At 67.6% G+C, this 20,257-nt stretch carries 19 protein-coding genes and 1 pseudogene; 11 read left to right on the forward strand and 9 right to left on the reverse strand.

Annotated elements, in window-relative coordinates:
* Positions 1-115 precede the first annotated feature (115 nt).
* Positions 116-187: pseudogene (locus H7J89_RS25715) on the reverse strand (cysteine hydrolase); the annotation flags it as partial.
* 59 nt (positions 188-246) lie between these two features.
* Here H7J89_RS25715 and H7J89_RS03705 point away from each other — a divergent pair.
* Positions 247-2,289: an NAD(+) synthase gene (locus tag H7J89_RS03705; RefSeq protein WP_264036591.1), complete on the forward strand. Its 2,043-nt coding sequence runs from the start codon at positions 247-249 to the stop codon at positions 2,287-2,289.
* 48 nt (positions 2,290-2,337) lie between these two features.
* Here H7J89_RS03705 and H7J89_RS03710 read toward each other — a convergent pair whose 3' ends face one another.
* From H7J89_RS03710 to H7J89_RS03735, 6 genes are all read right to left on the reverse strand, one after another.
* On the reverse strand, positions 2,338-2,745 hold the full coding sequence (locus H7J89_RS03710) for a hypothetical protein (RefSeq protein WP_264036594.1): 408 nt from the start codon (positions 2,743-2,745) through the stop codon (positions 2,338-2,340).
* Positions 2,746-2,874: 129 nt separating this feature from the next.
* Complete coding sequence (locus H7J89_RS03715) at positions 2,875-3,423, reverse strand: YbhB/YbcL family Raf kinase inhibitor-like protein (RefSeq protein WP_264036597.1); 549 nt, start codon at positions 3,421-3,423, stop codon at positions 2,875-2,877.
* Positions 3,420-3,980 carry a LeuD/DmdB family oxidoreductase small subunit gene (locus H7J89_RS03720; RefSeq protein WP_264036599.1) on the reverse strand — a complete coding sequence of 187 codons (561 nt, stop codon included), beginning with the start codon at positions 3,978-3,980 and terminating at the stop codon, positions 3,420-3,422. The genes H7J89_RS03715 and H7J89_RS03720 overlap by 4 nt, the downstream gene beginning before the upstream one ends.
* Positions 3,977-5,224, reverse strand: coding sequence for a 3-isopropylmalate dehydratase large subunit (locus H7J89_RS03725; protein ID WP_264036601.1), 1,248 nt, complete (start codon positions 5,222-5,224; stop codon positions 3,977-3,979). The genes H7J89_RS03720 and H7J89_RS03725 overlap by 4 nt, the downstream gene beginning before the upstream one ends.
* Positions 5,215-6,099, reverse strand: coding sequence for an isocitrate lyase/PEP mutase family protein (locus H7J89_RS03730; protein WP_264036603.1), 885 nt, complete (start codon positions 6,097-6,099; stop codon positions 5,215-5,217). Before H7J89_RS03730 ends, H7J89_RS03725 begins: the two co-directional genes overlap by 10 nt.
* 10 nt (positions 6,100-6,109) lie before the next feature.
* On the reverse strand, positions 6,110-7,531 hold the full coding sequence (locus tag H7J89_RS03735) for an MmgE/PrpD family protein (RefSeq protein WP_264036605.1): 1,422 nt from the start codon (positions 7,529-7,531) through the stop codon (positions 6,110-6,112).
* A gap of 78 nt (positions 7,532-7,609) precedes the next feature.
* On the opposite strand from H7J89_RS03735, the gene H7J89_RS03740 reads away from it, so the two are divergent.
* Positions 7,610-8,428: a GntR family transcriptional regulator gene (locus H7J89_RS03740; protein WP_276041702.1), complete on the forward strand. Its 819-nt coding sequence runs from the start codon at positions 7,610-7,612 to the stop codon at positions 8,426-8,428.
* Here the strand turns inward: H7J89_RS03740 and H7J89_RS03745 are convergent.
* Positions 8,425-9,303, reverse strand: coding sequence for a ribokinase (locus H7J89_RS03745; RefSeq protein WP_264036609.1), 879 nt, complete (start codon positions 9,301-9,303; stop codon positions 8,425-8,427). The two genes, H7J89_RS03740 and H7J89_RS03745, sit on opposite strands and share 4 nt — an antisense overlap.
* A gap of 63 nt (positions 9,304-9,366) precedes the next feature.
* Entirely contained in the window at positions 9,367-9,990 is a 624-nt protein-coding gene (locus H7J89_RS03750; RefSeq protein WP_264037082.1) for a cation efflux transmembrane domain-containing protein, read from the reverse strand.
* Between the two features lie 203 nt (positions 9,991-10,193).
* On the opposite strand from H7J89_RS03750, the gene H7J89_RS03755 reads away from it, so the two are divergent.
* The 9 genes from H7J89_RS03755 to octT all read left to right on the forward strand — a co-directional run bounded on the left by H7J89_RS03755 (position 10,194) and on the right by octT (position 20,256).
* Positions 10,194-12,434 carry an adenylate/guanylate cyclase domain-containing protein gene (locus tag H7J89_RS03755; protein ID WP_264036611.1) on the forward strand — a complete coding sequence of 747 codons (2,241 nt, stop codon included), beginning with the start codon at positions 10,194-10,196 and terminating at the stop codon, positions 12,432-12,434.
* A complete protein-coding gene (locus H7J89_RS03760; RefSeq protein WP_264036613.1) occupies positions 12,431-13,876 on the forward strand; it encodes a mechanosensitive ion channel domain-containing protein in 1,446 nt (481 codons plus the stop codon). Before H7J89_RS03755 ends, H7J89_RS03760 begins: the two co-directional genes overlap by 4 nt.
* A 190-nt stretch (positions 13,877-14,066) precedes the next feature.
* On the forward strand, positions 14,067-15,296 hold the full coding sequence (locus H7J89_RS03765; RefSeq protein ID WP_264037083.1) for a glutamate-5-semialdehyde dehydrogenase: 1,230 nt from the start codon (positions 14,067-14,069) through the stop codon (positions 15,294-15,296).
* Between the two features lie 34 nt (positions 15,297-15,330).
* On the forward strand, positions 15,331-16,206 hold the full coding sequence (locus tag H7J89_RS03770; protein ID WP_264036615.1) for an AAA family ATPase: 876 nt from the start codon (positions 15,331-15,333) through the stop codon (positions 16,204-16,206).
* 10 nt (positions 16,207-16,216) lie between these two features.
* Positions 16,217-17,662 (forward strand): vWA domain-containing protein, encoded by a 1,446-nt coding sequence (locus H7J89_RS03775; RefSeq protein WP_264036617.1) that lies wholly within the window; start codon positions 16,217-16,219, stop codon positions 17,660-17,662.
* Positions 17,663-17,818: 156 nt separating this feature from the next.
* Positions 17,819-18,472, forward strand: coding sequence for a nicotinate-nucleotide adenylyltransferase (nadD, locus tag H7J89_RS03780; protein ID WP_264037085.1), 654 nt, complete (start codon positions 17,819-17,821; stop codon positions 18,470-18,472).
* Entirely contained in the window at positions 18,469-18,858 is a 390-nt protein-coding gene (gene rsfS / locus H7J89_RS03785) for a ribosome silencing factor (protein WP_264036619.1), read from the forward strand. Before nadD ends, rsfS begins: the two co-directional genes overlap by 4 nt.
* Entirely contained in the window at positions 18,855-19,529 is a 675-nt protein-coding gene (gene gpgP / locus H7J89_RS03790; RefSeq protein ID WP_264036621.1) for a glucosyl-3-phosphoglycerate phosphatase, read from the forward strand. Before rsfS ends, gpgP begins: the two co-directional genes overlap by 4 nt.
* Positions 19,519-20,256: a diglucosylglycerate octanoyltransferase gene (gene octT / locus H7J89_RS03795; protein ID WP_264036622.1), complete on the forward strand. Its 738-nt coding sequence runs from the start codon at positions 19,519-19,521 to the stop codon at positions 20,254-20,256. The genes gpgP and octT overlap by 11 nt, the downstream gene beginning before the upstream one ends.
* Position 20,257 lies beyond the last annotated feature (1 nt).

Consider the following 20,257-nt stretch of genomic DNA (forward strand, 5'->3'; position numbering starts at 1 on the left):
GCCCACAACGACGACCCCAAACCGTACGTATGGACCGCCACCGCCGAATCCATCCTCGCCAAGGTTGCGCGCGGACGGATCGCACTCGAAAAAGTCAGCTAAATACAGGACACACCACTAGTTCTTCAGCATCGGGATGCTGATAGGTGTTCATCATGTCGACCACGACCACGGCAGTATCGCTCATGATGGAGGGGATACCCGGCGGCCGCGGGTTGACACAGGTCAGGCGACAATGGAAGGGCGATGGACTTTTACAACGCTTACAGCCAGGGCTTTGTCCGGGTCGCCGCGTGCACGCATCACACCACGCTCGGTGACCCGGCGGCCAACGCGGAGTCGGTGCTGCGGTTGGCGCAGGCCTGTCACGACGACGGCGCCGCGCTGGCCGTGTTCCCGGAGTTGACGTTGTCCGGGTACTCCCTCGAGGACATCGTGATGCAGGACCTGTTGCTCGACGACGTCGCAGCCGCCATCGAGAGCATCGTCGGGTCCTCGACCGATCTGCTGCCGGTTCTGGTCGTCGGTGCCCCACTGCGCTACCGCCACCGCATCTACAACACCGCGGTGGTCATCCACCGTGGCACGGTGCTCGGGGTGGTGCCGAAGTCCTACCTGCCCACCTACCGGGAGTTCTACGAGCGGCGCCAGCTCGCGGCCGGAGACGACGAGCGCGGCACCATCCGGATCTGTGACGCCGACGTCCCGTTCGGCCCGGACCTGTTGTTCGCCGCATCGGATGTGCCCGATTTCGTGCTGCACGTCGAAATCTGCGAGGACATGTTCGTGCCGATTCCGCCCAGCGCGGAAGCGGCGCTGGCGGGCGCGACGGTGCTGGCCAACCTGTCCGGCAGCCCGATCACGATCGGCCGTGCCGAGGACCGCTGCCTGTTGGCCCGTTCGGCGTCGGCGCGGTGCCTGGCCGCCTACGTCTACGCCGCCGCGGGCGAGGGAGAGTCGACCACCGATCTGGCCTGGGACGGTCAGACCATGGTGTGGGAGAACGGCGAACTGCTGGCCTCATCCGAGCGCTTTCCGAAAGGGGAGCGATACAGCATCGCCGACGTCGACATCGACCTGCTGCGCTCGGAACGGCTGCGCATGGGGACATTCGACGACAACCGGCGCCACCACCGCGGGTCGGCCGAGTCGTTCCGGCACATCGACTTTCGGCTGGACCCGCCCGACGGCGATATCGGACTGCGCCGCGACATCGAGCGCTTCCCGTTCGTCCCCGCCGATCCGCAACGCCTGGAACAGGATTGCTACGAGGCCTACAACATCCAGGTGTCCGGGCTGGAGCAGCGGCTGCGGGCGCTGAACTACCCGAAGATCGTCATCGGGATTTCCGGTGGCCTGGACTCGACCCACGCGTTGATCGTCGCCGCACGGGCGATGGACCGCGAAGAGCGGCCGCGCAGCGACATTTTGGCGTTCACGCTGCCCGGGTTCGCGACGGGCGATCGCACCAAACGCAACGCGATCGAGCTGTGCCGCGCACTCGGGGTCACCTTCTCCGAAATCGACATCACCGAGACCGCAATGGTGATGTTCAAGGAGATCGACCATCCGTTCGGGCGCGGGGAGAAGGTTTACGACGTCACCTTCGAGAACGTGCAGGCGGGCCTGCGCACCGACTACCTGTTCCGGCTGGCCAACCAGCGTGGCGGCATCGTGCTCGGCACCGGTGACCTTTCCGAGATCGGGCTGGGCTGGTCGACTTACGGGGTGGGCGACCAGATGTCGCACTACAACGTCAATGGGGGCGTCCCGAAGACGCTCATCCAGCACCTGATCCGTTGGGTCATCTCGTCCGGGCAGTTCGAGTCCGACGTCACCGACGTGCTGCAGTCGGTGCTGGACACCGAGATCTCCCCGGAGCTCGTACCGAAGGGCGAAGAGGAAGAGCTGCAGAGCAGCGAGGACAAGGTCGGACCGTATGCCCTGCAGGACTTCTCGCTGTTCCACGTGCTGCGCTACGGTTTCCGGCCGTCGAAGATCGCGTTCCTGGCGTGGCACGCGTGGAGCGACCCCGAGCGCGGGAACTGGCCGCCGGGATTCCCCGCCGACAAGCGACCGGTGTACTCGCTCAAGGAGATTCGGCATTGGCTCGGCGTCTTCGTGCAGCGGTTCTACTCTTTCAGCCAGTTCAAGCGCTCGGCATTGCCCAACGGCCCCAAGGTGTCGCACGGTGGTGCGCTGTCACCGCGCGGTGATTGGCGTGCCCCGTCGGATATGTCCGCGCGCATCTGGCTCGACGAGATCGAGCGGCAAATTCCCGAGGAGTAGCACGCTCCGAGCCCGCCCGGGATCGCCGGACGGGCCCCGAGCGTCCGCTCACGCCCTCGCGCGGCGCCAGCCCTGGTACTGCAACTCCGCGAAAACCAGCGTGTAGGCGCCCGCGGCCAGATTCAACGCGACGCCGGCCGAGGTCAGCGGGAAGGCATCCGCGAGCACCAGGACGACGGAGGCCACCGTGTAGGCCACATTGGCGATGATGACGCCCATACCGGCGCGCAGTACCGATCGCATCCTGGCGAGCCCGAACACGAGCACGCCGTAGCCGATCAAGAACGCGGCCATGGTGTACTCGAACGCCGTCGTGGTGCCCGAGAGCTCGGCGAGCCGGCCGGCCAGCGGGATACCGGCCAGGCCGACCACCCCGCTGATGGCGGCGTCGGCGCGCATGGCCAGGCGAAGCAGGCCGTCCCGGGTGCTAGTGCGGTCGATGGTGGTGGCGGACATTGATGTTCCTTTCGTCGATGGCTGACAACGGTCGCCACTGACGCTGCTCGCAAACCACTGCCAGATCGACGCCAGACGCTGCCAACCACTGCCAACCGCAGGTCAGGCGGGTCGGGTCGGCCCGTCGGCTCAGCGTTCGTACGTTCCGGTCAGCACACCGCGGGCCAGCACGTGCCCACCGATCGCGGCGAGCAGCGCCTTGGCCGTGGCGATGCTGTCCGGCACCTCCTGATCGATCGCCAAAAGGTGGAATCGGTAGTGGTGCGGGCCGTGGCCGGGGATCGGGCGCGGCCCGGCGTAGCCGCGGTGGCCCAGATCGGCGCGCAGGCACCGGATGCCTGCCGCGTCCGGTTGCAACCCGCCGGTATCGAGGGCGTCCAGCGTCGGCTCGATCACCGCGACGGTGTGCAGCAGCGGGCGGGGCAGCGGCACGTCGACGTCGTCGATGATGAGCACCAGCTGCCGGGTTCCCGGCGGCGGTGCGCTCCACCGCAACGGCGGCGAGACATTGTCCCCGACGCCCTTGCCGGCGCTGGAGGTCGGCATGCCGCCGCCATCGGCGAACGCGGTGCTGCTGAGGCTGATGGAGGCGGGCGCATCGAACGCCGGCCCGGCGAGGGGACTTCGGTGCGCGCCGGCGCGTACGCCACGCAGCAGCCGGCCCGGCAGCGCCGTCATGCGCCGCTGCCCGCGCCGCGAATCGCGACGGTGGGCGACCGCAGGAGTTCACCCAATTCGCCGGGAAGATAGCCCTGCTCGACCAACCGCGGCAGCACGCCGCCGCTTTCGATGATGTCGAGGAGGAGCCCGGGGAGCTTGGGGACGCGTCCGGATGCCCCCGTGGTGTCGTTGCGCCAGATGCCGCAGGTCAGGTCGAAGGTTCCCGTGTCGCCCTCGTGGAAAACGCTGGTGGCGTCGGGCACGGTCATCGCCGGGAGCCCGGCGTTGACCGCGTTGCGAAAGAACAAGGAGTTGAACTCCTCGGCGACCAGTCCCGCGATACCGAGCTCGACGAAGAGGGCCCCCACCGGCCGGGAGGATCCGAGCCCGAAGTTCCTGCCCGCCACGACGATGTCACCCCGGGACACCTGGTCGGTCCAACCCGGGCGGACCTGGTAGAAGACGTGCCTGGCCGCTTCCGACGGATCCATCTTCATCGCGAAGGCCGGGTACATGGCGTCGGTGTTGAGGTTGTCTCCGAACACCCAGACCTTGCCGCGAAACTCCACGGTCATGCCGTCACACTCCTTGGGTCGGTGATGTAGCCGGTGATCGCCGACGCGGCGACGGTTGCCGGTGATGCCATGAAGATCTCCGCCTCGGTGCTGCCCATGCGCCCGGTGAAGTTGCGGGTGCTCGAGGTGATGCAAACCTCCCCGGGACCGACCACACCCATGTGGTAGCCGAAACAGGCGCCGCAGGTGGAGTTGGTGATGACGGCACCCGCGTCGGCCAGGTCCTGCAAGTACCCCAGCTGCATGGCGTCCCGGTACACCGCCTGGGAGGCGGGCGTGACCAACAGGCGCACACCCGGTGCGACGGACTTGCCGCGCACCACCCGTGCGGCGATCGCGAGGTCCTCGAGCTGTCCGTTCGCGCACGAGCCGATAAACGCCTGGTCGACCTTGTGGCGGTCCAGCCGGGAGACGGGCAGCCCGTTGCGGCTGACCGTTCCCGGCCGCGCCACGTAGGGCTCCAGTGTCGCCAGGTCGACGCGGCGGATCTCTTGGTATCCGGCATCGGAATCCGGTGTGACGGAGCCGTACTCGGTAACGCCACGGTCGTCGAGAAACGACGTCAATACGTCGTCGGGCTCGAACGTGGCGAAGTCGGCGGAAACCTCGGCGCACTGGGTCGCGATGGTGCGCCGGTCATGCATCGGAATGCCGGCCAGGCCGGTGCCACCGAATTCCAGGTTGCGGTTCGGGGCATCGCCGTACTCGTTGGCGATATGCAAGAAGATGTCTTTTCCGCTGACGGTCTCGGGCTTGACGCCCTCGAGCTCATAGCGGATTGTGGGCGCGACCTGAAACCATGTCGTGCCGGTGCACATGATCGAATAGATCTCCGCGGGCCCGAGGCCCCGCGCGGCGGTGTTGTAAGCGCCCGCGGCGCAGGTGTGAGAGTCGGTGCAGGCCAAGATTTCTCCGGGCCGCGCCAGTCCGTTCTCGGCGATCACCTGATGGCAGATGCCGTGCCGGCCGACGTCGTAGAACCGTTCGATGCCGAAATCGGCGACGAACTGGCGGGCGCGCGGACCACCCGCGGCGTCTTTGATGGTCGGTGCGGGCACGGCGTGGTCCATGACGACCGCCAGCTTGTCGGGGTCGTGGATCCGGTTGGGCGTGATCCACATCGTGGCGAACTGCAGATCGATGAGCACGGTCATATCGACGTCGACCACCACCGTGTCACCCGCGGACACCGCATCGAGACCGGCCTTGCGGGCGAAGATCTTCTCGATGATCGTCATGCCCATGAGGGGTCCTTTCGGGCGTAGCGGGCGTCGCGTTCCAGCCAGTCGGCCATCCCCACCATGTTGAAGAAATCGGCGGGTGTGCTGGGGAGGTGGCCGGCGATGTCGGTGCCGTTCAGTTCGCAAAGGCTTTGCAACATAGCGAAAGTCGCCTGCATCAGCAGGTTGCTCGGGTGGATCGCGACGGCGTAGCCCAACTCTTGCAGCCGCGAGGCCGACTGCAGCGGCGTCATGCCACCGAGCACCTGGTTGATCAGCAGGGGAGCGTCGACTTCGCGCGCGATGCGCTCGATCTCGGCGGCGTCCTGCGGCGCCTCGACGAAGATGATGTCCGCGCCAGCCTGCGCATACCGGTTTGCGCGCTCGATGGCAGCGTCCAGGCCGAGGGGGGCCCGCACGTCGGTGCGGGCCACCACCAGCAGGTTGTCATCGGAGCGCGCGTCCAACGCCGCGGCCAGAGTCTGTTCGAACACCGCCGCGTCGACCACCTGTTTGTCGGGCAGGTGGCCGCAACGTTTCGGAAAGACCTGGTCCTCCAACTGAATTGCGGCCACCCCCGCCGCATCGTAGGAGCGAACGGTGCGCACCACGTTCATGGGCGCGCCGTAGCCGGTGTCGGCGTCGGCGATCAGAGGGACGTCATCCAGCGCGTCGGTGATCATCGCGGCCCGGCCGGCCATCTCGGTCGCGGTGACCAGCCCGATGTCGGGCAGGCCGAAGCCGGAGGCCGCCACGCCGGCGCCGGTCATGTACGCCGCGACGTGGCCGGTGCGTTTCGTCAGGTGCGCGGAGATGCCGTCGAAAACGCCTGGCGCGACGATGAGTTCACCGGTGCTGAGCGAGTCCTTCAGCCGTTGTCGGGCCGAGGTGGTGGGCATGACTTTCCTTTCAGTCCAGGGCGCCCGCGACCGGCGCCGCGAGCAGATCCGTCAGCTGTTCGGCGTCGTCGAGGTCGTCGAGGTTGACCACCGCGCGCTCGATCGCTTCGGCGCGCGACCGGCTGGTCACCCGGTCGGCGAGCGAGTGGAACTTCGCGACGAGTTCGTCGTTGGTGACGGGGTCGTTGGGCGCGCCGTGCGGCAAGGCCACGCGGGCGCGGTGCACCGCACCGTCACGGGTGGTCACCGCGACGTCGGTGCGGAATCTTTCGGCGAAGTCGGCGTGGGTGAGCGATTCGTCCAGGTGCACCGTCGTCGCCGCGATGAGCGACCAGATGTCGTCGGAATCGAGGCGGGCGGGGGTGAACTGCTCGGGCAGCACGTTGCCGTCGAGTAGCGCCGCGGCGGTTGCATAGCCGATGTTCATCTGGGCACCGATCGGGGGCAGCGGTCTCTCCGGTTGCCACCAGCCGTGCTTGTAGACGGTCTCGCCGACGACGATGTCGATTTTCGAAATATCCCGGGGTGCAAGGGATTCACGCAGCCGCCTGGCGGCATCGATCGCTGCGTGCACCCCACCCATCGCGGCGTAGGACTTGACCATGATGATGGTGGTCTCCCACCGTTGGCCGAGTTCGCCGGTCAGCGGCGCGGCGTCGGGGTGGTGGCCCTCGCCGAAAACGCTGAGAAACCCGCCATATTCGCGCTCGAACACCCGCTTGATGCCGGTGTAACCGGCCGCCGCCAGTCCCGCCGCGTAGAAGCCGTTGCGCGCCGCCAAGCCGTGGTGCATGCGCTTGCTCATGGCCTCGTGCTGGGCGGCCATCAGACCTGCCGACTGGGTGCCGGCCAGCCCGAGGGCGTCCTCCAGTTGCGCCGGCGCCAGCCCGCGTAACTTTCCGGACGCCATTGCCGCGGCGTGCGTGCCGAAAACTGACCCCGAGTGCCAGCCGCGGTCGAGCATTTGGGTGCCGTGCAGCGTGTAGCCGACACGCGGACCCACCTCGAAGCCGGCGACCGCGGCGAGCAGGAGGTCGGCACCGGTCGAGGGGTACGGCCGCGTGGACGCCGTTGACAGCAGCGCGGGAATCAGCAGCGAGCAGCTGTGCAGCGGGGCAAGGGGATGAAAGTCGTCGAGCTCGAAGCCCTGGATGAAGGTGCCGTTGAGTATCGCGGCCGCGGGCGCCCCGGTGGCGCGTCCGGTGCCGATGACGACGGTGTCGCCGGGGCCTTCCAGCGCGAGGACAGCGTCGGTCGCGATTCGTGACCACGGCAGTTGCGCCCCGACGAGCGCACAGCCGATGCCGTCCAGGAGCAGGTGTTTCGCACGGTCGAGGACGGGACGCGGGACGTCGTCGAGCGTGAGACCGGAGACCCAGGTCGCAAGCCGCCCGGTCGGTCCGTCCGGGTCGGTGGCGGCCGGTGCGGTCATTGGATCTCCTGGGCTCCGATAGTTGTTATATACATATAACAACCGGTCGGGCTACGCAAGGGAGTTCGTGTGGAAGCATTGACGACCGTGCAGCAGCGCAAAGGTGGGCCGGTCTCAGCGGCGGCCGGCGTGCCGCTGCACCGGCAGCTGTTCTTGGTGCTGCACGACGAGATCGATCGTGGCGTCATCGCCCCCGGCGACGCGTTGCCCACCGAGCAGACCCTGTGCGATCAGTTCGGCGTATCGCGCATCACCGTGCGCCGGGCCCTGGCGGACCTGGCCGAGCAGGGATACATCGAGCGCAGGCACGGCGTCGGATCGTTCGTGCGGCCGCACGGACCGGCGGATGTCTCGGGTGTTCTGGCGTCCGGGCGTTCCTTCATGCAGGGGCTGCGACAGACGCAATTCGAAACCAAGGTCGACGTCGTCGAGCTGGGGAAGCGCCGTCCCCCGAGGGCCATCGGCGAGGCGTTGGAAACTCCCGGCGAGCTGCTGCAGATCGTGCGGGTGCGGCGCCAGCGCCGGACCGATGAGCCATTGATGGTGACCGAAGCCTGGCTGCCACTGGAATGGGCCGACGTGCTGGCCGAGCGGGAGTTGCGGCGCAGGCCGCTTTACGAGCTGTTATCGGACGGGGGCGTCGTCGTGGACCGCGTGCTGCACGAGGTCACGGCCGAGATCGCCGGACCGCGCCACGCGCACCTGCTCGGCACGGCCATCGGCGCCGCGCTGCTGCGCGTCAACCGCCTGTCGTTCGTGACTGAAGCGCCGCATCACTACGTGTCGACCGTGTTGTCGCCGAGCCGCAGCCGTGTCCTGTTCAGCCAGACGGCGGAGGAGATGGAGACCGGCAACGGCCTGAGAATCGCCCACGACGTCGGCGGGGACACCGGCTAGCGGGCGTCGTGCAGCGCCACGTCGATCGCTCGGGCGTCCGGTGCGCAATTGCCGGCGCCCGGCACTAGCGTCGCCAGGGCGCCCGCGGCGCAGGCGCGCCGCAACGCGCGCAGCCGCTGGGCAGGCGAACCGGGATGGGGCGGCCAGCTGCCGGCCAGCACCCCGGCGAACACGTCGCCGGCCCCGGTGGTGTCAACCGGGGCCACCGCGGGAGCCGGCACCAGGAATTCGCCGTCGACGCCGATGTACCGGGCGCCGCGCGAACCCAGCGTGGTCACCAGGTGACTGGGCCGCCACGGCCACTCATTGGCCTCGGTTTCGTTGGCGATCACCACATCGGCCGCGGCCGCCAGCTCGGCCAGCGAGTCCGGGTTCCGGCCGGTCGGCGATGCGTTGACAATGACGACCGCCCCGGCCGAACGGGCCTGCTGCGCCGCAGTCACCGCCGCCCGCACCGGAATTTCCAGCTGCGTCAATAACACATCGCAGCCGGCGATGACGCTTCGGACGGCGGTGGCATCCAGCGCCAGCCGATCGTTGGCGCCCGGCGCGACCACGATGGTGTTCTCGGCGTCGGCGTCAACGACGACGATCGCCGTGCCGCTCGGTCCGGGCGTTTCGGCGGTGGCGTCCAGGCCGACGCCATTGTCCAGCAGGTGAGCGCGCAAACGCCCGGCGGCCGGGTCATCGCCGATCGCGCCGACGAACTGCACCCGTGCGCCGGCACGCGCCGCCGCCACCGCCTGATTACCGCCCTTGCCGCCCGGAGCGTAGGTCAATGACGAGGCCAGCACCGTCTCGCCGGGGCGGGGAAGGGCATCGACGCGCATCGACAGGTCCATATTCACGCTGCCGACCACACAGACTCGTGCCATCACGTTGACGTTAGTCGTTCCAAGAGCCAAATCATCTGCGGTGCAAAGGATTTGGCGCGCACGTTAGCATGCGCATTCCTCACCGCGCCACGCCCCGAAACCCTCCCGGACCGCAACGCCTGCGATGACGAGTCCGACGGCCGGGTCCAGCCACCAGCCGGCCGGCCACACGGCGATGACGGCCAGCGTCGCAAGCACCGCGGCGGATTGCGCGGCACACAAATAGTTTTGCGTTCCCTCCCCGGCAGTGGCCCGCGATTCCAGGCGCCTGCCAAGCCGCTGCTTGGCCCATCCCAGAAGCGGCATCAGGACCAGCGCGACGGCGGTCAGGGCGATCCCGATCAGCGTCGTCTCGGGGCGCGCCCCGGTAAGCAGATTCCGGACCGATTCGACGGCGATGTAGGGCGCGATGAGCCAGAACGAAATGGCCACCCCGCGTTGCGCCCGGCGCTCCGAAGCCTCCGACAGGGTGCGCGAACCCGTGAACCGCCATACGACGATCACGCTCGCCAGGCCCTCCACCGCGCTACCCAGCGCCCAGCCGATCAGCGAGATGGATCCGGCGACGAACCCTTGCCACAGGCCGAGCGCGCCCTCCGCGCACATCCACAGCAGGCTCGCCCACGCCAGCCATCGCGCGAACCGCGCGGCCCGTACCCACTCGGCGTCGCGATCGGCGCGTTGCATGGTTGTCACCTCGGTCGCCCCGCAACCGCAACCCTCCGCGCACCCATCGCTCATAGCGCCAAGCATAAGTGGGCTCCATTGGCTGAAGAAAGGCGCGGCCGGCGTTGGCGTCGAATGCTTTGGCGCAATCGCCCATATCTCGAGACACGCGCGCTAGTGTGCTGCGTGAGCGATGCTGCGTGTCCGAGGAAGGGCGAAGTCGAGTGACATCGAGCGAGCTAAGAGACGCTGAGCCGGCTTCCAACACCACACCGGAACATGCCGCGGGGCAGGCTCCGGCCGACATGCCTGTGACAGAGCAGGGCCAGGCCCGCAAGCGCCATAAGTTTCGCCGCCGTCGGCTTTTCCGGCTGGGCCTGCAATCCAAGCTGCTGCTGACATTGCTCGTCTGCAGCATCCTGTCCATCGGGGTGATCGCCTTCATCGGGGCGTCGTCGGGCCGCAACGCGCTGCGCCAAGTCGAGTCCGAGCGACTCACCGAACTGCGCGAGTCCCAGGCGCGGCAGGTGCAGTCGCTTTTCAAAGAGGTGACGAATTCCCTGATCGTCTACAGCGGCGGCTTCAGCATTGTCGAGGCGACGACCGCTTTCACCGACGGCTTCGCGCAGTTGTCCAACGCGACGATCACGCCGCCCCAGCAGCAGGCGCTCGTCAACTACTACGACAACAACATGATCAAACCGATCAAGCAGATCACCGGCGAGGAACTCGATCGCAACGCGATATTCCCGAGTTCCAACGCGCAGAAGTACCTTCAGGCGAATTACACCGCGCCGAACCCATCGATCGCCGAGGCGAGGAAGGTTGAGGACGCCGGCGACGGCAGCGCGTGGTCGGCCGCCAGCGCCCGTTACGGCTTCTACATGCGCAACATCGTCACCCGGTTCGAATACCCCGATGCGCTGTTGCTGGACATGCAGGGCAATGTCGTCTTTTCGGTGAACAAGGGACCCGACCTCGGCACCAATATTCTCACCGGCCCGTACCGGGAATCCAATCTGCGCGAGGCATACCAGAAAGCGTTGCGCTCCAACGATGTCGACTTCGTCTGGATCACCGACTTCCAGCCCTACCAACCGCAGCTCGACACCCCCACCGCGTGGGTGGTGTCCCCAGTGGGAATGAACGGCAAATTGAACGGCGTCATGGCCCTGCCGCTGCCGATCTCGAAGATCAACAAGATCATGACCGCCGACAAGCACTGGGAGGCCGCCGGTATGGGGCCGGCAACGGAGACGTATCTGGCCGGCCCCGACAACCTGATGCGTTCCGACTCAAGGCTTTTCCTGGAGGACCCGGCCGAATACAAGCGCGAGGCCGTGGCATCGGGCACCCCGTCCGACGTCGTGGAGGAGGCGATCCGGCTAGGTGGTACGACGCTGGTACAGCCGGTCCCGACCGCGGGCCTGCGCGCCGCCCAACGCGGACAGACCGGGGTCGTGAGTGCCACCGACTACCTGGGCAACCGGGAGTTGGAGGCCTACGCCCCACTGACCGTGCCGAACTCCGATCTGCACTGGTCAATTCTGGCGACGCGGGACAACTCCGATGCCTTTGCGCGGCTGGGCAGGTTCAGCAGGACGCTGGTGCTGACGGTGGCAGTCATGATCTTCACCATCTGCGTGGCCTCGATGGTATTGGCCCAGCTGATGTTGCGGCCGATCCGCCGGCTGCAGGCCGGTACGCAGAAGATCAGCTCCGGCGACTACGAGGTCAACATCCCGGTCAAGACACGCGACGAAATCGGTGAGCTGACTTCGGCTTTCAATGAGATGAGCCGAAATCTCGCGATCAAGGAGGAGTTACTCAACGAGCAGCGCCGGGAGAACGACCGCCTGTTGCTGGCGCTCATGCCCGAGTCTGTCGTCCAGCGGTATCGCGAGGGTCAGCAGACCATCGCGGAGGAACACCAGGACGTGGCCATCATCTTCGCCGAGGTCGTCGGGCTCGACGAGGTTTCCGTGGATGTGTCCGGCGACGAGTTGGTCGGGATCGTCGACGAACTGTTCCGGCAGTTCGATTCGGCAGCCGAATCGCTCGGCGTCGAACGGATCCGCACGTTCCACAATGGCTATCTCGCCAGCTGCGGTGTGGTCACGCCACGGCTGGACAGCATTCACCGCAGCGTCGACTTCGCCGTCGAAATGCGCCACATCATCGAGCGATTCAACAATCAAACCGGTCACGAGCTGCGGCTCCGCGTGGGCATCAACACCGGGAACGTCATCAGCGGACTGGTCGGCCGCTCGGGGCTCGTCTACGACATGTGGGGCGCCGCGGTGAGTCTGGCCTACCAAATGCAGAGTGGCGCAAACCAATCGGGGATTTACGTCACCTCGCAGGTTTATGAGGCGATGCGTGACGTGCGGCAGTTCACGCCAGCCGGCACCATCTCGGTCGGTGGAACCGACCAGGCGATATACCGGTTGTCGGAGCGATCATGAACTTGTTCGGATCATCGTGGTTCTACTGGGCCATCGGCATCGCGCTCGGATTCCCGGTCGCTTTGATTCTGCTCACCGAGGTGCACCGCGCGCTGGTCCGGCGACACAGCCATTTGGCCAGGCAGGCAAGCCTGTTGCGGAACTACCTGCTGCCACTGGGTGCGCTGTTGCTGCTGCTCGTCAAGGCTTCGCAGGTGTCGGCCGGAGATGGTTCGGTACGGATCCTCACCACGGTGTTCGGCCTGCTGGTCCTGGTGCTGGTGCTGTCGGCCCTGAACGCCACCGTGTTCGAGGGCGCGCCCGAAGAAAGCTGGCGCAAACGACTGCCCGCCATCTTCATCGACGTCGCCCGCTTCGGAGTGATCGGCGTCGGCCTGGCGCTGATGCTGTCGTTCATCTGGGGCGTTCGGATCGGTGGGTTGTTCACCGCACTGGGCATCACGTCGGTGGTCATCGGCCTGATGCTGCAGAACTCCGTCGGCCAGATCGTGTCCGGCTTGTTCATGCTGTTCGAGCAGCCGTTCCGGATCAACGATTGGCTGGACACCGGAACGGCACGGGGGCGCGTCGTCGAAGTCAACTGGCGCTCCGTACACATCGACACCGGCAGCGGCATCCGCATCATGCCCAACTCGATGCTGGCCGGCACCTCGTTCACAAATCTCAGTCGCCCGTCCCGCGCGTACGACTGCGCGATCACCACCAAATTCGCGGCCGGCGATCCGCCGGACAAGGTGTGCGCAATGCTCAGCCGCGTCGCCGCCGCACTGCCGGCCCGCAAACCCGAAACCGCGCCAACCACGGTCGCTCTGGGCGGGGCCCAGTACCGCACGACCATCAGGCTGATCTCGCCTGCCGACGCCGAAACCACCGAAGCGATCTTCCTGCGCTGGGTTTGGTACGCCGCCCGGCGGGCGCGCCTGCGGCTCGACGGGGCGGACGACAACTACTCCACCAAGCAGCGGGTGGAGAAAGCGTTGCGCACGGTGGTGGCGCCGGCGTTGCGACTGAGTCACACCGACCAGCAATCGCTGGTGCCGTACGCGAAGCTCGTCCGCTACGGTGCCGACGAAATCATGGAGTCCGCCGGCCAGGTGTCGCCCGGGATGACCTTCTTGGTCGCCGGCCGGGTGCGGTTGACCGCGACCACCGAAGACGGTTCGGTGGTGCCGGTCAGCGTCCTCGACGAGGGATCGTTCCTGGGCCTGACCGCGCTGACCCGTCAGCCCAACCTCGCCGGCGCGTACGCACTGGACGAGGTGACGGCGCTGCAGATCGATCGTGAGCACCTCGAGCACCTGGTGCTGCGTAAGCCATTGCTGCTCCAAGACTTAGGCCGACTGATCGACGAGCGGCAAGCCAAGGTTCGGCAGGTGACACGTCGGGACCGGGTCGGGCCGGCCGGCGTCGAGGCACAACGGTCGGCGAAACAGCTGGGCTGAACCCCCGCGCGGCCGAATCTCGATCGCGGGCACGTTACGCGCGCAGCGGATGCCGTAATACCCGGGCCGCCTCACCTGGCCAGTTAAGGCCCGATACCCTGGTTCAATGAGTCTGCAAGCACCATTCCTCAGCGGTGGGGGTCCCTCCCGCCCGCAGGGCAGGGGGACGGCTCAACAGCGCGAGTCTGACTTGCGCCGGGAGGTCCACAACGCCGCTCGCCGCGCCCGGGTCGCCTCCCGCGTCCTGGCCTTGCTGCCGACGGTCGCCAAGGACCAGGCGCTGCGGTCGGCGGCCGACGCGATATCGGCCCACACCGATTTGATCCTGTCGGCCAATGCCGAAGACCTCAGCGCCGCCGAAGCCTCCGGCACCCCGACCGCGATGCTCGACCGGTTGGCGCTGGACCCCGGACGTGTCCAGGGAATCGCCGCCGGCCTGCGTCAGGTCGCCGGGTTGCCCGACCCGGTCGGCGAGGTGCTGCGCGGCTACACCCTGCCCAACGGTTTGCATCTGCGGCAGCAGCGCGTGCCGCTCGGCGTCGTCGGCATGATCTACGAAGGCCGGCCCAACGTCACCGTCGACGCCTTCGGTCTGGCGCTCAAGTCGGGCAACGCCGTGTTGCTGCGCGGAAGTTCCTCGGCCGCGCGGTCCAACCAGGCGCTGGTGCAGGTGCTACGCGCTTCGCTGGTCAGCGAGGACCTGCCCGCCGATGCGGTGCAACTGCTTTCGGCCGCCGATCGCTCCACGGTTACGCACCTGATCCAGGCCCGCGGCCTGGTCGACGTAGTGATTCCGCGCGGGGGAGCCAGCCTGATCAACGCCGTGGTCCGCGACGCGCAGGTACCCACCATCGAGACCGGCGTGGGCAACTGTCACGTGTACGTCCACGAGGGCGCCGACCTGGACCTGGCGGAACGGATCCTGCTGAACTCCAAGACCCGTCGGCCCAGCGTCTGCAACGCCGCCGAGACGCTGTTGGTCGATGCCGCCATCGCCAAGAAGGCGCTGCCCCGATTGGTGACCGCCCTCGAGGATGCCGGCGTGACCGTGCACGGCGGGTTCTCGGCGGACGCGGGGGAGGACGACCTGCGCCGTGAGTACCTGTCGATGGACATCGCGGTCGCGGTGGTCGACGGCATCGACGCCGCGATCGCCCACATCAACGAGTACGGCACCGGGCACACCGAGGCCATCGTCACCAGCAATATGGCTGCGGCGCAACGGTTCAGCGACGGCGTCGACGCCGCCGCGGTGATGATCAACGCATCGACGGCGTTCACCGACGGTGAGCAGTTCGGTTTCGGCGCCGAAATCGGCATCTCCACCCAGAAATTGCATGCGCGCGGCCCAATGGGGCTGCCGGAATTGACCTCGACCAAGTGGATCGCGTGGGGTGACGGGCAAATCCGCCCCGCCTGACCGCGACGAAAAGTGCTTTAGGAGAACCGAGATAGTGAGCGTGCCCGCCCGGCCCAAGCCGCTGTTCGCCGACATCGACGACGTCTCGCGACGGTTGGCCGAGACCGGTTACCTGCCCGACACCGCCACCGCGACCGCGGTGTTCCTGGCCGACCGGCTGGGCAAACCGCTGCTGGTGGAGGGCCCCGCCGGTGTGGGCAAGACCGAGCTGGCCCGCGCCGTCGCCCAGGCGACCGGTTCCGGGCTGGTCCGCCTGCAGTGCTACGAGGGGGTGGACGAGGCTCGCGCGCTCTACGAGTGGAACCACGCCAAGCAGATACTTCGTATTCAGGCCGGCTCGGGAGACTGGGACCAGACCAAGGACGACGTCTTCAGCGAGGAGTTCCTGCTGCAGCGCCCGCTGCTGACCGCCATCCGGCGCACCGAGCCCACGGTGCTGCTGATCGACGAAACCGACAAGGCCGACATCGAAATCGAGGGCCTGCTGCTCGAGGTGCTGTCGGACTTCGCGGTGACCGTGCCCGAGCTGGGCACGATCACCGCCGAGCGGACACCGTTCGTCGTGCTGACCTCCAACGCCACCCGCGAACTGTCGGAGGCCCTCAAGCGTCGCTGCCTGTTCTTGCACATCGATTTTCCCAGCCCTGACCTGGAACGCCGCATCCTGTTATCGCGGGTGCCCGAGTTGCCCCAGCACCTCGCCGACGAACTGGTGCGCATCATCGGCGTGCTGCGTGGCATGCAACTCAAGAAACTGCCGTCCGTGGCCGAGACCATCGACTGGGGCCGGACGCTGCTCGCGCTGGGTCTGGACACCATTGACGACTCCGTCGTCGCCGCCACCCTGGGCGTGGTTCTCAAGCATCAGTCCGACCAGCAGCGCGCAACCGGCGAGCTCCGGTTGAACTAGGGACGCACCGATGGCCCCCCGCCGCATCCGACCCGCCCGGCCGCTCGCCCCGCACGGGCTGCCCGGCCACCTGGTTGGCTTCGTGGAAGCTCTTCGCGCGGTGGGCATTTCGGTGGGGCCTTCCGAAACCGTGGACGCCGGGCGGGTGATGGCCACCCTCGGCTTGGGCGATCGCGAGGTGTTACGCGAGGGCATCTCCTGCGCCGTGTTGCGCCGTCCCGAACACCGCGAGACCTACGACGCCATGTTCGACCTGTGGTTCCCCGCGGCCTTGGGTACGCGCGCGGTGGTGACCGACGAGGAGGCCGACGCGGCGGCGGACGACTCTTTGCCGCCCGACGACGTCGAGGCGATGCGCCAGATGCTGCTGGATCTACTCAACGAGAACCCCGAGCTCGCCGACATGGACCAGCGGCTGGTCGCGATGATCGCGCGCATCGTGGAGGCCTACGGCAAATACAGCTCCAGCCGCGGCCCGTCGTTCTCGTCGTACCAGGCGCTCAAGGCGATGGCCCTGGACGAGTTGGAGGGCAAGCTGCTGGCGGGGCTGCTCGCCCCGTACGGCGACGAACCCACGCCCACCCAGGAACAGATCGCCAAAGCGCTCGCCGCGCAACGGATCACCCAGTTGCGCAAGATGGTCGATGCCGAGACCAAACGACGCACCGCCGAACAACTCGGTCGCGACCACGTCCAGATGTACGGCATCCCACAGCTTTCCGAGAACGTCGAATTCCTGCGCGCCTCTGGCGAGCAGTTGCGCCAGATGCAACGGGTGGTGGCCCCGTTGGCCCGGACCCTGGCCACCCGGCTGGCGGCCCGGCGGCGACGCAGCCGCGCCGGGGTGATCGACCTGCGCAAGACCCTGCGCAAGTCGATGTCCACCGGCGGCGTGCCGATCGACGTGGTACTGGCCAAACCCCGCCCCGCGCGACCGGAACTGGTGGTGCTGTGCGACGTGTCCGGCTCCGTCGCCGGATTCAGCCACTTCACCCTGCTCCTGGTACACGCGCTGCGCCAACAATTCTCGCGGGTTCGGGTGTTCGCCTTCATCGACACCACCGACGAGGTGACCCACATGTTCGGGCCAGAAGCCGACCTGGCCGTGGCGATCCAGCGGATCACCCGCGAGGCCGGCGTCTACAGCCGCGACGGGCATTCCGACTACGGCAACGCGTTCGCGTCGTTCGTGCAGGCGTTCCCCAATGTCCTGTCGCCGCGCAGCTCGCTGCTGGTGCTCGGCGACGGCCGCACCAACTACCGCAACCCGGAGACCGAGCTGCTGGCCCACATGGTGACCGCCAGCCGGCACGCGCACTGGCTGAACCCTGAGCCCAAGCACCTGTGGGGCAGCGGCGACTCGGCGGTGCCGCGCTACCAAGAGGTCATCGCGATGCACGAATGCCGGTCGGCCAAGCAGCTCGCGGCGGTGATCGACCAGCTGTTGCTGGTCTGAGGCGGCGTTCGCCTCGCGTCACGCTGGCGTGACGCTCGAAGGCCAGAGCTGCGCCGGCGTGACGCTCGCGGGAGGCGGCCCGAGGAGGTGGGCGGCCGGCTGAGTAATCAAGCCGGATCGCCGCCTCAAGTAAGCTGGCAAATCGTGCAAAAGCAGCTGCGCAGGCTGGGAGTGATGGGTGGGACGTTCGATCCCATCCATTACGGGCACCTGGTTGCCGCCAGTGAGGTCGCCGACCTGTTCGACCTCGACGAAGTGGTGTTCGTGCCCAGCGGTCAGCCCTGGCAGAAGGACCGGCACGTTTCCGCCGCCGAGGACCGATATCTGATGACGGTGATCGCCACCGCCTCCAACCCCCGCTTCTCGGTGAGCCGGGTCGACATCGACCGCGCCGGGCCCACCTACACGAAGGACACCCTGCGGGACCTGCACGCCCTCAACCCCGATTCGCAGCTGCACTTCATCACCGGCGCCGACGCCCTGGCGTCCATCCTGTCCTGGCAGGGCTGGGAGGAGCTGTTTCAGTTGGCGCGGTTCGTCGGCGTCAGCCGGCCCGGCTACGAGCTGCGGCGTGAACACATCACCGGCGTGCTCGGCGAGCTGGCGGAGGACGTGCTGACGCTCGTCGAGATCCCGGCGCTGGCGATCTCGTCGACCGACTGCCGTCTGCGCGCCGAACAGCATCGGCCCCTGTGGTACTTGATGCCCGACGGCGTCGTGCAGTACGTCTCCAAGCGCCGGCTCTATCGCGGCGAACAATCGAAGGACACCGTGAGCCGATCAACCCTGCCCGCCGGGAACAACACATGACCGCGACCCAGGAGGCGATCGACATGGCGACCGTGGCCGCCGGCGCGGCCGCATCGAAGCTGGCCGACGATGTCGTCGTGATCGACGTGTCCGGCCAACTCGTCATCACCGACTGCTTCGTCATCGCCTCGGCGTCCAACGAGCGGCAGGTCAATGCCATCGTCGACGAGGTCGAGGAGAAGATGCGCAGGGCTGGCTACAAGCCGGCGCGCCGGGAGGGCACCCGGGAGGGCCGCTGGACGCTGCTGGACTACCGCGACATCGTCGTGCACATCCAGCACCAGGATGACCGCGACTTCTATGCCCTGGACCGGTTGTGGGGCGACTGCCCGGTCGTGCCCGTGGACCTGGCCGCGGTTCCCGACGAGTCGGCGGGCACGCAATGACCATTCGTCGCCTGATCATGTTGCGGCACGGGCAAACCGAGTTCAACGCCGGCAGCCGCATGCAGGGGCAGCTGGATTCCCAACTCAGCGAACTCGGGCGGGCGCAAGCGATCGCCGCCGCCGAGGTGCTCGGCAAGCTACAGCCGTTGCTCATCGTGTCGTCGGATCTGCATCGCGCCTACGACACGGCGATCCGGCTCGGCGAGCGGACCGGCCAGCCGATCCGCGTGGATCCCCGGTTGAGGGAAACCCATCTCGGCGACTGGCAGGGACTGACGCACACCGAGGTCGACACGCAGGCCCCCGGGGCCCGGCTGGCCTGGCGCGAAGACGCCACCTGGGCGCCCCATGGTGGCGAAAGTCGGGTCGACGTCGCCGCCCGCAGTGTGCCGTTGGTGACCGAACTGGTCTCCGGCGAGCCGGAATGGGGCGGCCCCCAGCACGCCGATCGGCCGGTGGTGCTGGTGGCCCACGGCGGGCTGATCGCCGCGCTGTCGGCCGCGCTGCTCAAGCTTCCGGTCGCCAACTGGCCGACGTTGGGCGGCATGGGCAACGCCAGCTGGGTGCAGCTTTCCGGCCATTCCGACGAATCCGGGGCGGGTTTCGACAGCATCCGCTGGCGCCTCGACGTGTGGAACGCTTCGGCGCAGGTGTCCAACGATGTCCTCTGATGCACGGCCCACCCTGCTGATCTTCGCCGACTCGCTGGCCTACTACGGGCCGACCGGCGGCCTGCCCGCCGACGATCCGCGCATATGGCCCAATGTCGTTGCCGCACAATTGGGTTGGGATGTCGAACTCATCGGTCGCATCGGCTGGACCTGCCGCGACATCTGGTGGGCGGCGACCCAGGACCCGCGCGCCTGGGCCGCGCTGCCCAGGGCCGGCGCCGTCATTTTCGCGACCGGCGGCATGGATTCGCTGCCGTCGGTGCTGCCGACCGCGCTGCGCGAACTGATCCGCTACGTGCGCCCGCCGCGAGTGCGGCGCTGGGTCCGCGACGGCTACGGCTGGCTGCAGCCCAGGCTCTCGCCGGTGGCCCGGTCCGCGCTGCCCGCGCACCTGAGCGCCGACTACCTCGAACAGACCCGCAGCGCAATCGATTTCAACCGCCCGGGCATTCCGATCGTGGCCTCGCTGCCGTCGGTGCATATCGCCGACACCTACGGCAGGGCCCACCATGGCCGCCCGGCGACCGCCGCGGCGATCACCGAGTGGGCGCAAACCCACGACGTTCCGCTGGTGGACCTCAAAGCGGCTGTCGCCGAGCACATCATGAGCGGACGCGGAAATCCCGACGGCATTCACTGGAATTTCGAAGCGCACCAGGCGGTTGCCGAGCTGATGCTGAAGGCCCTGGCCGAAGCCGGCGTTCCGACCGACAAGCCACGCGGGTAGC

It is taken from the genome of Mycobacterium paraffinicum (assembly GCF_025822865.1).
GTDB lineage: Bacteria > Actinomycetota > Actinomycetes > Mycobacteriales > Mycobacteriaceae > Mycobacterium > Mycobacterium paraffinicum.